Source organism: Mesorhizobium sp. NPDC059025 (genome assembly GCF_042739655.1).
Classification (GTDB): domain Bacteria; phylum Pseudomonadota; class Alphaproteobacteria; order Rhizobiales; family Rhizobiaceae; genus Mesorhizobium.
The window spans coordinates 629,741-642,871 of the sequence record NZ_JBHYIM010000002.1; the positions used below are offsets into that span (position 1 = coordinate 629,741).

The following is a 13,131-nucleotide window of genomic DNA, read 5'->3' on the forward strand; positions in this document are numbered from 1 at the left end:
CTTGCCTTATGAAATCGACTCGGCCGTATGGCGGCAGGCATCAACCAGCGCGGCGACGGATGCGGAGACAACGGCGAGTGCCTTATGGTCGACCTCGTAGCGCGAACGCTGCCGGTCGGGCGTGAAGCGGACCAATCCTGCTTCGACGAGGATCTTCAGATGTTGTGAAACCGTCGACTGCGCCAGGTCGAGATGATCCACCACCTCGCCGCAACAACAGGAACGGCTGGCGGACAGGCACTTCAGGATCTCGATCCGCGCAGGATGAGACAGCGCCGCGAACTTTGCGGCGACTGCGCGCGTATCGACAGGGTGGCCTGCGCCACAAAGTTCAAACGGAGAGTCCATGGTTCATCGTCGATAAACGATGAACCAATTTTGCGCAACCTGGCCAGATGGACGAAACGAATTCTATTCGGCGACCGTTGCCTGGTCGCCCAATGTCTTCATGTCGGCGGTTTCGCCTTCCTTCGACTTCGGCGGCACCTTAAACACCTGGCCTGGCCAGATCCGGTCCGGATTGCTGATCTGCTGCTGATTGGCAAGATAGATGGTCGAGTAGCGGACGCCATGCCCGTAAACCCGACGCGAGATGCGCCATAGTGAATCGCCGCGGCGGATGATGACGGCGTGGTCGACCTGCTCAAGCTTCGGCGCGACGGTGGTTGGAGCCTTGTCTGCCGAAGCCGTGTCCTGCTGAGGTGTGGCCGGAACCGTTTCGGAAGCAGAGGGTGCAACCGCGGCGACGGCTTCGCCGGGCTCACGCTGGAATGGCACCGCCGCCCGGGCAATCACCTTGGAACCATCGGCATCCAGAAGATCGACCCGAACGGTGTAGTCGCCGACCGGCAGGTCGCGGGTCGCCTCGACGAGGAACTGTCCCTTTTCGGATGCCACCGCCTCGCCCAGCAGGATTTCGTTGGCATAAGCGCGAACCTTGCGACCCGGATCGGCAGTCCCGGCGACAAAGATCTTGCCGCCGTCGATCTCGACAGCGCCGACCGAGACCTTCGGTGCTCCGGGCGCCAGCTGAGCCGCAGGTTCGGCAGGCTGGGCCGCGGAAACCGTCGGCTGCGGCGAGGCAGCCTGTGCGCCAGCAGGCGCGGAGGCTGTCTGCTGGGGACTGGTTTCGCCGCCGGCTTTCTCTTCAACCTTCGGCACCGAGAGCAAGGTTGCGGCTTTGCCCGGCTCCTCGACCAGGGCCAGCACCTGACCGTTCGACTTCTCGGGGATCGCAACGACGGCGGTCTGCGCGGAGGGCACGACAGCGTTGGATGGAGAGGTCGAACGCAGCTGCAACTGGTAGTTTCCAGGCTTCAGCGGATCGTTCAGGACGATTGCAAAGTCGCCATCCGGCCCGGCCGTCGTGGTCCCGAACACGGTCGCGCCCTGCACGACATCAACCTTTGCATTCGGCGCGGCCTTGCCGGCAACGACGAGGGAGCCGTCTCCTTCGGCACGCACCACGTCGAAGGTCGGCGCGACAGGGACAGTCGCCGGCGCTGGTGCGGCGGGCTTTTCCGGCGCCGGTGTCACGGCGGCCTGCTGCTCAGCCGGCTGCGGTGACATCGTTGGCTGTTGCACCGCTGGCTGTTGCGTTGCTGGTGCGCTTGGCTGAACGGCGGCGAGCTGCGCCGGCGGAATGGATTTCAGGTAGGGGTCGAGAGCTCCGGAGACATAGGCAACGCCAGCCACCGCCGCCGCGCCACCTCCTGCAAATAGCAATGCCCTGACAAGCGCTGTTGTCATATCCTGTTAGCCCCCCTTAGCCACCTATCTTCGGTCTAGCCGCTTTTCGCGGAGCCGACAAGAAAAAGCCCGCCTTCAGACTTGACCGGGCCTGCAGACGGCATCACCAATCCAATCATGAACACGATTCGATCCGTCTGTGTTTATTGCGGCTCGTCACCTGGCCGCGATGGCATCTATCTTGAAGCCGGTCGCCAGCTCGGTCATTCCCTTGCCCGCTCAGGCCTGCGCCTGGTCTATGGTGGTGGCACCAAGGGTATCATGGGCGCGGTTGCCGAAGGCACCATGCGCTCAGGCGGCAAGGTCATGGGCATCATACCACGCTTCCTGATGAACAGGGAGGCGACGGAAAGCGCGCTCGACCGGCTGCATGAAGTGGTCGTCACCGAAAACATGCACCAGCGCAAGCACAGGATGTTCGAAGAATCCGATGCATTCGTGGCGTTGCCCGGTGGCATCGGCACGGTCGAGGAAATCGTCGAGATCATGACCTGGGCACAGCTCGGCCATCATCGCAAGCCGATCGTATTCGCCAACATAAAGGGTTTCTGGGACCCGATGCTGGCATTGATAGACCATATGGCGGCTGAAGGATTCATCCACACCGCTCACAACGTGAAGCCCCTGGTGGTCGAGGATCCAGACAAGATCGTTGCGACGATTCTTGCCACAGGCGCTGCCGTCGACGCCCCAACCAGCGGCATCTCCTCCGTCATCGACAAGATGTAGTGCCGACGGCGGCGGGCCGCTTTTCTCTGAATCGCGGGACTAAATTTTCTGCACGATTTCGGGACGCAAACCCAAGCACCTTTGCTGGGATTGCCTAGCCACGCCGGCTCGCGGCCAGCATCGACCACGTATAGATCGCCAGCGCAGCCCAGATCAGACCGAAAGCGATCGCTTTCGTCGTGTCGAACGGCTCACCAAAAACGAAGACGGCGATCAGGAACACGATGGTCGGCGCAATGTACTGCATGATGCCGATGGTCGATAGACGAAGCAGCTTGGCGCCGAAGGCAAAGAGCAGCAGCGGCACGGCAGTGACGATGCCGCTGCCCATAAAAAGCAGCGTATCCGTCGTATTGCCGGTCGCGAAATGCCCTTCCCCTTTCAACGCCAGCCAGACTATGTAGGCCAGCGATGGAATAGAGAGGAGCAGCACTTCCAGCAGGAAACCCTGGCTCGGGCCGATAGGAAGCGTCTTGCGAAAGAAGCCATAGGCCGCGAAAGAGAAAGCTAGGGCCAGCGAAACCCAGGGCAAGGTGCCGCTTTCGACCGTGAGCACGATCACCGCGACTGCCGCCAGCACGACAGCCACGATCTGCAGGCGATTCAGGCGCTCACCGAGCAGCAGCGCGCCGACCAGAACGTTGACGAGCGGATTGATGTAATACCCCAGTGCAGTTTCCACTGTGCGATCGACCGCGATCGCCCAGACGTAGATGCTCCAGTTGACGGTGATCAATGTCGCCGTCAGCGCTGCCATCGCCAACATGCGCGGCGAACGCAGCGCAACCTTGAAATCGGCGGTGCGGCCGAGCCAGATCAGCACGGCGGCCGCGATCGGCACCGACCAGATGATGCGATGGGCGATGACTTCGGCCAGCGGCAGATGGGCCACTGCCTTCATGTAGAAGGGCAGAAGCCCCCACAGGAGATAAGCGCCGAGAGCCAGGAGAAAGCCGCGACGCGCGCCGGAATCAGTTTCCATTGGTACAGTCTGGGTCGTCATGGCCCAAAGCTATGCGCCAGCGGCCGCACCAAGACCATCAACTAATTCTGATGCATCGTGGACTTTCGCTGATGGATTGCTTGGGGTCGCGGCGCCGTCCGGGCTCTATTCGGCTGCAACCAGCCCAGCCATCTCGCGGTTCTTCATCAGCTTGTAGATGATGGAATCCATCAGTGCCTGGAACGAGGCGTCGATGATGTTTTCCGACACGCCGACCGTCCACCAGCGGGCACCGGTGGAATCGTGTGATTCGATCAACACTCGAGTGATCGCCTCGGTGCCGCCATTGAGGATACGCACCTTGAAGTCGGCGAGTTCGAGATCGACAATTTCGTTCTGGTATTTGCCAAGATCCTTGCGCAGCGCGAGATCGAGCGCATTGACCGGACCATGGCCTTCGGCCACCGACATCTTCTCCTCGTTGTCCACCATCACCTTCACGATGGCTTCCGAGACGGTTTTCAGCTGGCCATTGGCGTCGAACCTGCGCTCAACCATGCAGCGGAACGAGGTGACGGCGAAGAACTCCGGCAGGCCCGACAACATCTTGCGCGCCAGCAATTCAAAGGAAGCATCGGCCCCCTCATAGGCGTAGCCTTCGGCTTCGCGTTCCTTGACCACGGCAATGAGCGCGTCCAGCCGCGCATCATCCTTCGGCACGTCGATGCCGCGGCGCTTCAGCTCGGCGAGGAAATTGGCCTTGCCGCCCTGATCCGAGACCATGACGCGGCGACGGTTGCCGACAGTCTCCGGCGGTACATGTTCATAGGTCTGTGGCTCCTTGATCAGAGCCGACGCATGGATCCCTGCCTTGGTGGCGAAAGCAGAGGAACCGACATAGGGCGACTGCGCTTCCGGAGCGCGGTTCAGCAATTCGTCGAAAGCACGGGAAAGGCGCGAGATACCGGCCAGTTGCTCCGTTGAGATGCCGGTTTCGAAGCGATCCTTGTAGGCCGGCTTCAGCATCAGCGTGGGGATCAGCGTCACCAGATTGGCGTTGCCGCAACGCTCGCCGATACCATTCAACGTGCCCTGGATCTGCCGCACGCCGGCCTCGACGGCCGCGAGCGAATTGGCCACGGCCTGCCCGGTGTCGTCATGGGCATGGATGCCGAGATGATCGCCCGGGATGCCGGCTGCGATCACCTTTTCGACGATGGCACGGATCTCGGACGGCTGGGTGCCGCCGTTGGTATCGCACAGCACCACCCAACGCGCGCCTGCCTCGTAGGCGGCTTTGGCGCAGGCCAGCGCATAGTCCGGATTGGCTTTGAAACCATCGAAGAAGTGCTCGCAATCGACCATGGCCTCCCTGCCGGCGGCTACCGCAGCGGCCACGGATGCGCCGATCGCCTCGAGGTTCTCCTCATTGCTGCAGCCCAGCGCGACGCGAACGTGGTAGTCCCAGCTCTTGGCAACGAAGCAGATGGCATCCGAGCGGGCCTGCACCAGTGCGGCGAGACCTGGATCATTCGACGTTGAAACGCCGGCGCGCTTGGTCATGCCGAAGGCAACGAACGTCGAGCGCGTCGTACGTTTCTTGGTGAAGAACTCGGTATCGGTCGGATTGGCGCCGGGATAACCGCCCTCGACGTAATCCATGCCGAACTCGTCCAGCATGCCAGCGATCGCAATCTTGTCCTCGACCGAAAAGTCGATGCCCGGCGTCTGCTGGCCATCGCGCAACGTCGTGTCGAAAAGGTAGAGGCGGTCGCGTTGCATGATCATTTTCCGGCGTATCTGTCCGTTGCGCGGATCAGGCTGTCGAGGATACCTGGTTCGGAATAGGCGTGTCCGGCGCCTTCGATAAGGTGGAAGTCGGCCTTCGGCCAGGCCTTGTGCAGCAACCAGGCGTATTTCGCCGGGCACGGCATGTCGTAGCGGCCATGGATGATGGTGCCGGGGATATCCTTCAACCTGTAGGCATCCCGCAGAAGCTGCCCCTCCTCCAGCCAGCCGTTGTGAACGAAAAAGTGGTTTTCGATGCGGGCGAAGGCGACCGCGTAGTCGTCCTGCGCGAACGGGTCGCTGGTCGACGGTTCCGGCAGGAGCGTGATGGTTTCGCCCTCCCAGATCGACCAGGCCTTGGCAGCTTCGATCTGCTTCTCGCGATCGCTGCCCACCAGCCGCTTGCGGTAGGCGGCCATCATGTCGCCGCGCTCATCCTGAGGGATCGGTGCCAGAAAACGCTCCCATTTATCGGGGAACATCTCCGAGACACCGAACTGATAATACCATTCGAGCTCGGCCCGGGTGAGCGTGTAGATGCCGCGTACCACCAGTTCACTGACGCGTTCGGGATGCGTTTCGGCATAGGCGAGCGACAGCGTCGAACCCCAAGACCCGCCGAAGACCAGCCACTTGTCGAAGCCGGCCATCTCGCGCAGCCGTTCGATGTCAGCAACCAGATGCCAGGTCGTATTGGCCTCCAGCGAAGCGTTGGGCGTGGATTTGCCGCAGCCGCGTTGATCGAACAGGATCACATCGTAGAGCTTCGGATCGAACAAACGCCGATGGTTCGGCGAGATGGTGCCGCCTGGTCCGCCATGCAGGAAGACGGCGGGTTTGGCGCCCCTGGTGCCAATCCGTTCCCAATAGAGCTGGTGACCGTCGCCGACATCCAGCATGCCGGTCTCGAACGGTTCGATCTCGGGATAAAGCGCACGCAGTCCCAGACTCACAGTTTCAGACCTTTCTCAGGCCAGTTTTCGGTTTCGCGGTCGGGATGCTGGAAGGAGATGATGTGCTCCTGCCGCGCGTAGTAGTCTGCGTTCTGGTGCACCGGTGCCTCGAAGATCTTCTCCACCCAGGGCAGCCGCGAGCCGTAATTGACCTGGTGCGCCGGTGCCAGATCGGAACGGTCATCGAAACTGCCGATGGAGATCTCCAGTGCATCCGGACTCTTGTAGGTCATCGGCGTGCCGCAACGCTTGCAGAATCCGCGTGCGATGTTGATGGACGACTGGAAATAGCTCGGCTCCTCATGCACCCATTCGACGCCCGCCGACGGTACCGTGACGAAAGCGCCGAAGAACGAACCAAACTGCTTCTGGCACATACGGCAATGGCAGATGGATGGACGCCCCAGTTCACCGCTTATGCGGAAACGCACGGCCCCGCACTGGCAGCCGCCAGTTCTGATGTCGGTCATGATCTTTCCTCCGGGGGCCAGGTTTCTGTCTCATGGTCCGGGTGCTGGTGGTTCACCATCGAGGTGATGAACGGTACGGAAACCGGATCGTCTTCCGTTACCCCGCCGGGCAAGGACGGGATCGCATCGACATAGGGCAACTTGGCCTCGATGCCCCACTGAATCGTCGGCGGAATTTCTTCCGGATGATCGAAGGCCGCGATGGCCAAAGCGATGCCGTCCGGCGCCTCGAAGGTGAGCGGCGTACCGCATTCCGGACAAAAACCGCGCTTGGCGAAGCTGGAGGACTGGAACAGCTTCGGTTCGGCGCGCGTCCATGTCAGCCTTGCGCCGGCGACGGAAACCAGCGGCTGGTAAAAATTGCCGCTCGCCTTCTGGCACATGCGGCAATGGCAGATCGAGGCTTCACCCAGCACGCCTTCGACGCGAAAACGCACCGCGCCACATTGGCATCCACCGGCATAGGTGGGTTTGTTGTCGAGGCTCATCATGCCGGCCCATGGCAGACGGCTTCGATGTTGTTGCCGTCGGGGTCGAAAACAAACGCGGCATAATAGTGCTCGTGGTAGTGCGGGCGCAGCCCCGGAGCCCCATTGTCCCTGCCGCCCGCAACGACTGCCGCCTTGTGGAAAGCATCGACATCGGCCCGGCTGCTGGCTGCGAAAGCATAGTGACGACCCGGCGCCGACGTCCTGGTCTCGTGAAGCCAGAATACCGGCCGGTCACGGCCGTAACCACCAACCTTGGCACCGCCCGTATATTGCTCGGGCACCATGTAGAGCAGTGAGGCGCCAAGTGGCGCCATCGCCTTGTCGTAAAACGTCTTCGCCGCCTCGAAATCGACGACGGAAATGCCGGTATGGTCGATCATCTCTTCACCTCCCAGGTCGTAACCCGCTCCCCTGTCGCCGGATCCTTGCCATCCTTCAGCTGGATCCCTTGTGCGAGCAATGCGTCACGGACGCGGTCCGCCTCGGCCCAGTTCTTGGCTGCAATGAAGGCGAGGCGCTCCGCTATGGTGTTCGAAACAGCCTGCTCGTCAATGACTCCGGTAGCAAGGCTGAAACCGAGGAATTGCAGCGCCGCCTTGAGGCTTGCCGCTGCGGCATTTCCTTCGGCAGCTTCCGTCGCAAGCTGCGTCAGAACCTGGAAAGACTGATAAGTGCCGAGATCGTCCGACAGTGCTTCGATGATGGCTTGCGGAACGTCGGCTGCCTCGCCGACAGCCAGGTCGGCACCGCGCTTCCATTTGCGCAGCGTGTTCTCGGCTTCCTCCAGCTTGCGGACCGAAAAATCGATCGGTTCGCGATAGTGCGTCATCAGCATGGCAAGGCGCAGCACCTCACCCGGCCATTTGCGGCCGCCGAATGTCTCCGTCTGCAGGAGTTCATTGATCGAGTAGAAATTGCCCAGGCTCTTGGACATCTTCTGCCCCTCGACCTGAAGGAAGCCGTTATGCATCCACACATTGGCCATCACGTCGGTGCCGTGGGCGCAGCGCGACTGCGCGATCTCGTTCTCATGGTGCGGAAAGATCAGGTCCAGGCCGCCGCCGTGGATGTCGAAGACTTCGCCAAGATAAGCCGCACTCATGGCCGAGCACTCGATGTGCCAGCCGGGCCGTCCACGGCCCCACGGGCTTTGCCAGCCCGGCTCTTCCGCGGATGAAAGCTTCCACAGGACAAAATCGCCCGGGCTCTTCTTGTGCACGTCGACGGCGATGCGCGCGCCGGCCTGCTGTTCATCCAGGGGACGCTTGGAGAGCTCGCCATAGTCCGGCATCGACGCGGTATCGAACAACACCTCGCCTTCGGCCGTGTAAGCATGACCGCGATCGATCAGTTGGTGGATCAGGCCGATCATATCGGTCCTGCCGTCGGCGCGCGGTTCCACGAACTCGGTGGCACGCGGCTCGTAGGTCGGTTCAAGACAGCCAAGCGTGGCGACGTCCTGGTGGAACTGGTCCGCCGTCTTCTCGGTTACCCGCCGGATTGCTTCGTTGAGCGACAGCTTTCCGGAGGCGATATCGTTGCCGAAATCACGCAGGGCGCGCGCGTTGATCTTGTCGTCAAGGTCGGTGATGTTTCGGACATAGGTGATGTGCTCGGCGCCATAAACATGGCGCAGCAGTCTGAACAGCACGTCGAAGACGATCACGGGGCGAGCATTGCCTATATGGGCGAAGTCGTAGACGGTCGGGCCGCAGACATACATGCGCACATTGTCGGGATCGATGGGGACAAAATCCTCCTTCGCCCTATTCAGCGTGTTGTAGAGGCGCAAACCCTTCGAACCCTCAGACATTCATCCCCTTCCCGGCCGACCCCGGCCGACGCGCATTTTCGCGCACAATTCAACCCAGCCTGCTGGCCGGGGCGTTGTCCACTCAGAGAGAAAGTTGAGGCGAAAACGTCCAGACCAGCGCGAGCGCTAGCCAATAATGCAGATGCCACAAATGGCGAAAGACGTTCTCATGGGCGGCTTTATCGCGCCCGCCCGTGTTGCCGTCAAGTCGCAACTTTCACCTGCAGGTCGCCCTGACAGGCGTAAACCATTTGAAGAAACTTTTTCTTAAGCATGTGCGTTCAGTGCTATAATATTCGTCGGCGCACGTGGAAAACGCCACGATTTGGTCGGAATCGACCATCATGTGCAGCGCCTTCCAGTGACCTTGACCTTGGGGAAGTCGAAATGCCACGCAGCAAACAGGAAGCCAGTCGAGCGAAACAACCGACACTCGCCAGCCAATACCGGGCAATCGGCCCGGCGGCGGTGGTGGCGGCCTTGCTCCACACGGCTAAGAAGAAGAAGCCCGCGCACAAGATCACTTCGCCACGCGCGGCCTGAACAAACGGTCTGTGGGCGCAGACCGCCGCTGACGAGCCGATGTTCGTTCAGCGCAAGAGACTAGAATAGCGACATCTGATCAGCATCGTCGCCAGCGGGTTTCTTGCGCGCTGGTTTGGCCGGTCCTGGATCGGCCACAAGGTCGTCGGGCGACGCAACGAACCTCTCCTGTATCTCCGGACCCGAATTGGCTACCTTGTTGACGAGGTCCGAGACCGGGATCGCCTCGAAGAACCCCTCCTCGACCGGGCGCAGAAGATCAGCCACAGCGCGCGGCTCCTGGCCCCGGCAATCCAGCCAGCGCGAAAAATTCTCGGGATGGATGACGACCGGCATGCGGTCGTGGATATGGGCGATGTCGGCATTGGCCGAGGTGGTCATGATGGCGCCCGTATCCATTTCGGAACCACCGGGCTCGGCGTATGTCTCCATGAGCCCCGCAAAGGCGACGATACCGCCGTTTTTCGGGCGCACCCAATAGGCCTGCCCCTTCCTGCTGCCTGCCTGACGCCATTCATAAAAGCCGCTGGCCGGTACCAGGGCACGGCGATGACGCATGGCTGTTCGGAAAGAGGCTTTCTCAGTTGCGCTTTCGGATCGGGCATTGATGAGAAGGGGAAACTGACGCGTGTCCTTGACCCAGGTTGGAATCAGCCCCCAGCGAACCAGCATGGAGCTACGGTCGGAACGGTTCGAACCGGGTGCCTTCGGAGCGCCGGAAAGCACCATCGTGATGGGCTGCGTGGGTGCGATGTTGTAGCGCGCCGGAAAGGGCTCGATATCGTCCAGCCCCAGGAATGTCGTGGTCTGGTCAGGCGTGGCGGTCAGGGCAAAACGTCCGCACATGGCGCAATCTCTTCTCTGTCTGGCTTCAAAAGTGGTGGTGGAAGCGCGTGGCTGCAACCGCTAAAGCTCGATTTGGAAGCGCGATCCACAGCCATCGCGCCGTCCGGCGAACAATGGGAAGAGACAGCGAAATGACCCGCAGGCAAACCATACCGTCGGTTTCCGTGGCGGTCGTACGTGGAGACACAGTGCTTCTGGTGAAACGTGCCAAGCCGCCCTCCCGGGGTGTCTATGCCTTTCCAGGCGGCAAGGTAGAGACAAACGAGACCCTGGAAGCTGCGGCGAACCGGGAGCTTCTCGAGGAGACTGGCCTCGGCGCGGCCGATCTGCGTCCGTTGATCGAGATCTTCATCGACGGCTCCGCCGAGGGCCACCCGGTCGACTACCGCCTGACCGTATTCGGCGCCCGCTACATCGGCGGCGAAGCCAAAGCCGACGACGATGCCGAAACGGCGGCCTTCTACACGCTTGCAGAGATGGAAACGATGCCGTTGGCCGGTTCTGTCTTTTCGGTCGCCAGGGACTTGCTGCAGCCGGACAAAAAGCCGTTGGGCTAAGCCCGCGAACGCCTTGCGGCAGACAGATTGTTTGTTCACAAAGGCTTATGATCCGCGCTTCTATGCTTTTCATGCTTGCTCTCGCCGTCCTCGTGGCCGCTCCGGCGCGCCCGGTGACGGCTGCCGAGGCGCCATTCGAGCCTGGGCTGATGCGGCTGGCCGAGGTTCTGGGATCACTGCATTTCCTGCGCAACCTTTGCGGCGAGAAGGGAGATCAGTGGCGCGGCGAGATGGAGAAGCTGCTGGAATCGGAAAACCCCGATCCCGAGCGGCGGGCGCGCTTCATCGCAGCCTTCAACAGAGGTTACCGCTCGTTCGGCAGCACTTACACGCAGTGCACATCTTCTGCCAGCGAGGCGATCAGCAGGTATATGAAAGAGGGCGAGAAGCTCTCGCGCGACATCGCGTCGCGCTACGGCAATTAGCGAGCTGTTAACTTTTTCACCATTGTGGCAGCACAGCACCAAAGTCCTGTGGTAGGAACCTTAATGGGACATTAAAGGGACGGGTCAAGTTTGATCCTCATTTGAAGGATCGCCGCTTGAACAAGGGTGGTAGTTGCGTATGGGACACACAGCCAACGATATCGATGCCCTCGTCAGGGAAGAAAAGCGCCTGACTGCCGTCGAAAGCCATAGCGAAGCATGGGCGGAAGGGCTTTCTGCGGGTATCGAGCCAGATATCATCGCCGAGGCTGCACTGGAAACCGCATTTTGCGAGATGCTGCGCACCAATGGTGAAACCGCAGCCCTTGCCCTGCTCGACAGGATGCGTGAAAAGGTAATTGCCGGGGCGTTCGAGCCTGACCAAGTGCGGCACTGAACCGACGCCCGGCGCCGACTGGCGGAATAGCCTTTCCGCCGCGCGGCGGCATACCGACCGGGTAGGACCCGGCAGCATGGAGAGGCGGCCGTTGAAATCTTCGTCCTTCGACAGACCCCGCGGCCTGGCGTTTGGCGCTGGTTTCCTCGCGCTGGCGCTCGCGACACCTTCCGCGCTGCTCACGACGGCCCGGCCGGCCATCGCTCTCAGCGAAATCAAGTACGATGACGTGCAGGTCCCCGGCAAGCGTCCGCAAATGGGACCAGAAGCCCCCAAACCCGGTACCGTTCCGCTGCCGGATCCGATCCAGACCGTTCCGCCGGCCCAGAAAACAACGCCACCGGGCCAGGACGAGCCCGAACAGGTCGAGCCTGCCAAACCAGGAGAAGGCAGCGGCAATCTCGCACGGCCGCAGATCGATCCCACCGCGTCGTTGCCACCTGTGCAATATGACCTTGCCAAACTGCCGGAACCGGTGCGGCGAATGCGCGACCTGATCATCGAAGCCTGCAAGAGCGGTGATATAGAGAAGCTCCGCCCATTGATCGGCATCGGCGATTCGCTGACACAGCTTTCATTGACCGATATCGAAGGCGATCCTATCGCCTTCCTGAAGGGACTGTCGGGCGATACCGAGGGCCAGGAGATCCTGGCGATCCTGCAGGAAGTTCTGGACGCGGGTTACGTGCAGCTCGACCCAGGCACACCGCAGGAACTTTACGTCTGGCCCTACTTCTTCGCCTACCCGCTGGCCAAGCTAGACGCCAAGCAGCGGGTGGAGCTCTTCAAGATCGTCACCGCCGGCGACTACGAAGACATGAAACAGTACGGCACGTACATCTTCTATCGGGTGGGCATCACGCCACAGGGCCGCTGGACCTTCTTCGTCGCAGGCGACTGACGCAGGGGCCACCTTGATAGGACAAGGGCTGCCTCGCTCACCCAAGGAAGGCTCTGGCGGACTCGATGTCCGCCAGAAAGGCTACTTAGTATCCGCGGCGGCGGTAGTAGCGTTCGTCGCAAGGCGCAGTGAATACCCGACCGTAGCGGTCCTGATAACGGCACATCTCGCGACCGCGGTCGCGCGGTTGCGGACCGCCTGAGGTTGCCAGAACCGCACCAAGCAGCGCACCGGCACCGGCACCGATCAGCGTGCTTTCCGTATTGCCGCCAATCGCCTGGCCGACCAGCGCGCCGCCAGCTGCGCCAAGGGCGGCGCCGCCGGTTGCCCTCTGCTGCTGTGCTGTCTGCGAGCAGGCGGCAATTCCGAGCGTCATCACCAGGGCGGCGGCAGTCGCAAATTTCATCAAATTCATCAGGACATTCTCCATTGGGTCCTTACGGACGTCGGCGCGACCTTACCGATCCAACATGAACGCAGCCTGTCTAAATCCCGCCCCCTGCGACCAATCAACTTGCCTGCGGCG

At 61.4% G+C, this 13,131-nt stretch carries 17 protein-coding genes; 6 read left to right on the forward strand and 11 right to left on the reverse strand.

Going from position 1 to position 13,131, the window contains the following annotated elements; all coding sequences use genetic code 11:
- Nucleotides 1–6: 6 nt before the first annotated feature.
- Entirely contained in the window at nt 7–348 is a 342-nt protein-coding gene (locus ACFWYE_RS07325; protein ID WP_379072820.1) for an ArsR/SmtB family transcription factor, read from the reverse strand.
- 63 nt (nt 349–411) lie between these two features.
- A complete protein-coding gene (locus ACFWYE_RS07330; protein ID WP_379110482.1) occupies nt 412–1,749 on the reverse strand; it encodes an Ig-like domain-containing protein in 1,338 nt (445 codons plus the stop codon).
- A 117-nt stretch (nt 1,750–1,866) separates the two neighbouring features.
- On the opposite strand from ACFWYE_RS07330, the gene ACFWYE_RS07335 reads away from it, so the two are divergent.
- Nucleotides 1,867–2,478 carry a TIGR00730 family Rossman fold protein gene (locus ACFWYE_RS07335; protein ID WP_379110484.1) on the forward strand — a complete coding sequence of 204 codons (612 nt, stop codon included), beginning with the start codon at nt 1,867–1,869 and terminating at the stop codon, nt 2,476–2,478.
- Nucleotides 2,479–2,572: 94 nt separating this feature from the next.
- Here the strand turns inward: ACFWYE_RS07335 and rarD are convergent, their stop codons facing one another.
- The 7 genes from rarD to cysS form a co-directional block, all read right to left on the reverse strand.
- Complete coding sequence (rarD, locus tag ACFWYE_RS07340) at nt 2,573–3,460, reverse strand: EamA family transporter RarD (protein WP_379072826.1); 888 nt, start codon at nt 3,458–3,460, stop codon at nt 2,573–2,575.
- A 126-nt stretch (nt 3,461–3,586) separates the two neighbouring features.
- Complete coding sequence (gene cimA, locus ACFWYE_RS07345) at nt 3,587–5,203, reverse strand: citramalate synthase (protein WP_379110485.1); 1,617 nt, start codon at nt 5,201–5,203, stop codon at nt 3,587–3,589.
- Nucleotides 5,204–5,205: 2 nt separating this feature from the next.
- Nucleotides 5,206–6,156 carry a prolyl aminopeptidase gene (gene pip, locus ACFWYE_RS07350; protein ID WP_379110638.1) on the reverse strand — a complete coding sequence of 317 codons (951 nt, stop codon included), beginning with the start codon at nt 6,154–6,156 and terminating at the stop codon, nt 5,206–5,208.
- A gap of 2 nt (nt 6,157–6,158) precedes the next feature.
- The gene (locus ACFWYE_RS07355) at nt 6,159–6,632 is read right to left on the reverse strand and encodes a GFA family protein (protein ID WP_379072830.1); all 474 of its coding nucleotides are present in this window, start codon (nt 6,630–6,632) and stop codon (nt 6,159–6,161) included.
- The gene (locus ACFWYE_RS07360) at nt 6,629–7,120 is read right to left on the reverse strand and encodes a GFA family protein (RefSeq protein ID WP_379073107.1); all 492 of its coding nucleotides are present in this window, start codon (nt 7,118–7,120) and stop codon (nt 6,629–6,631) included. The genes ACFWYE_RS07355 and ACFWYE_RS07360 overlap by 4 nt, the downstream gene beginning before the upstream one ends.
- The gene (locus tag ACFWYE_RS07365; protein WP_379072832.1) at nt 7,120–7,503 is read right to left on the reverse strand and encodes a VOC family protein; all 384 of its coding nucleotides are present in this window, start codon (nt 7,501–7,503) and stop codon (nt 7,120–7,122) included. The genes ACFWYE_RS07360 and ACFWYE_RS07365 overlap by 1 nt, the downstream gene beginning before the upstream one ends.
- A complete protein-coding gene (gene cysS, locus ACFWYE_RS07370; RefSeq protein WP_379110487.1) occupies nt 7,500–8,936 on the reverse strand; it encodes a cysteine--tRNA ligase in 1,437 nt (478 codons plus the stop codon). The genes ACFWYE_RS07365 and cysS overlap by 4 nt, the downstream gene beginning before the upstream one ends.
- 387 nt (nt 8,937–9,323) lie before the next feature.
- Between cysS and ACFWYE_RS07375 the strand changes: the two genes are divergently transcribed.
- Nucleotides 9,324–9,479: a hypothetical protein gene (locus ACFWYE_RS07375; protein ID WP_129410428.1), complete on the forward strand. Its 156-nt coding sequence runs from the start codon at nt 9,324–9,326 to the stop codon at nt 9,477–9,479.
- A gap of 60 nt (nt 9,480–9,539) precedes the next feature.
- Here the strand turns inward: ACFWYE_RS07375 and ACFWYE_RS07380 are convergent, their stop codons facing one another.
- A complete protein-coding gene (locus tag ACFWYE_RS07380) occupies nt 9,540–10,325 on the reverse strand; it encodes an SOS response-associated peptidase (protein ID WP_379072836.1) in 786 nt (261 codons plus the stop codon).
- A 131-nt stretch (nt 10,326–10,456) separates the two neighbouring features.
- On the opposite strand from ACFWYE_RS07380, the gene ACFWYE_RS07385 reads away from it, so the two are divergent.
- From ACFWYE_RS07385 to ACFWYE_RS07400, 4 genes are all read left to right on the forward strand, one after another.
- Nucleotides 10,457–10,882 carry an NUDIX hydrolase gene (locus tag ACFWYE_RS07385; protein ID WP_379110489.1) on the forward strand — a complete coding sequence of 142 codons (426 nt, stop codon included), beginning with the start codon at nt 10,457–10,459 and terminating at the stop codon, nt 10,880–10,882.
- Between the two features lie 47 nt (nt 10,883–10,929).
- A complete protein-coding gene (locus ACFWYE_RS07390) occupies nt 10,930–11,307 on the forward strand; it encodes a TIGR02301 family protein (RefSeq protein WP_379110491.1) in 378 nt (125 codons plus the stop codon).
- 139 nt (nt 11,308–11,446) lie between these two features.
- Entirely contained in the window at nt 11,447–11,704 is a 258-nt protein-coding gene (locus ACFWYE_RS07395; protein WP_379110493.1) for a hypothetical protein, read from the forward strand.
- A 76-nt stretch (nt 11,705–11,780) separates the two neighbouring features.
- Nucleotides 11,781–12,605 (forward strand): hypothetical protein, encoded by an 825-nt coding sequence (locus tag ACFWYE_RS07400; RefSeq protein ID WP_379110640.1) that lies wholly within the window; start codon nt 11,781–11,783, stop codon nt 12,603–12,605.
- 85 nt (nt 12,606–12,690) lie between these two features.
- On the opposite strand, the gene ACFWYE_RS07405 is transcribed toward ACFWYE_RS07400, so the two are convergent.
- Entirely contained in the window at nt 12,691–13,020 is a 330-nt protein-coding gene (locus ACFWYE_RS07405) for a YMGG-like glycine zipper-containing protein (protein ID WP_379072844.1), read from the reverse strand.
- Between the last annotated feature and the right edge of the window lie 111 nt (nt 13,021–13,131).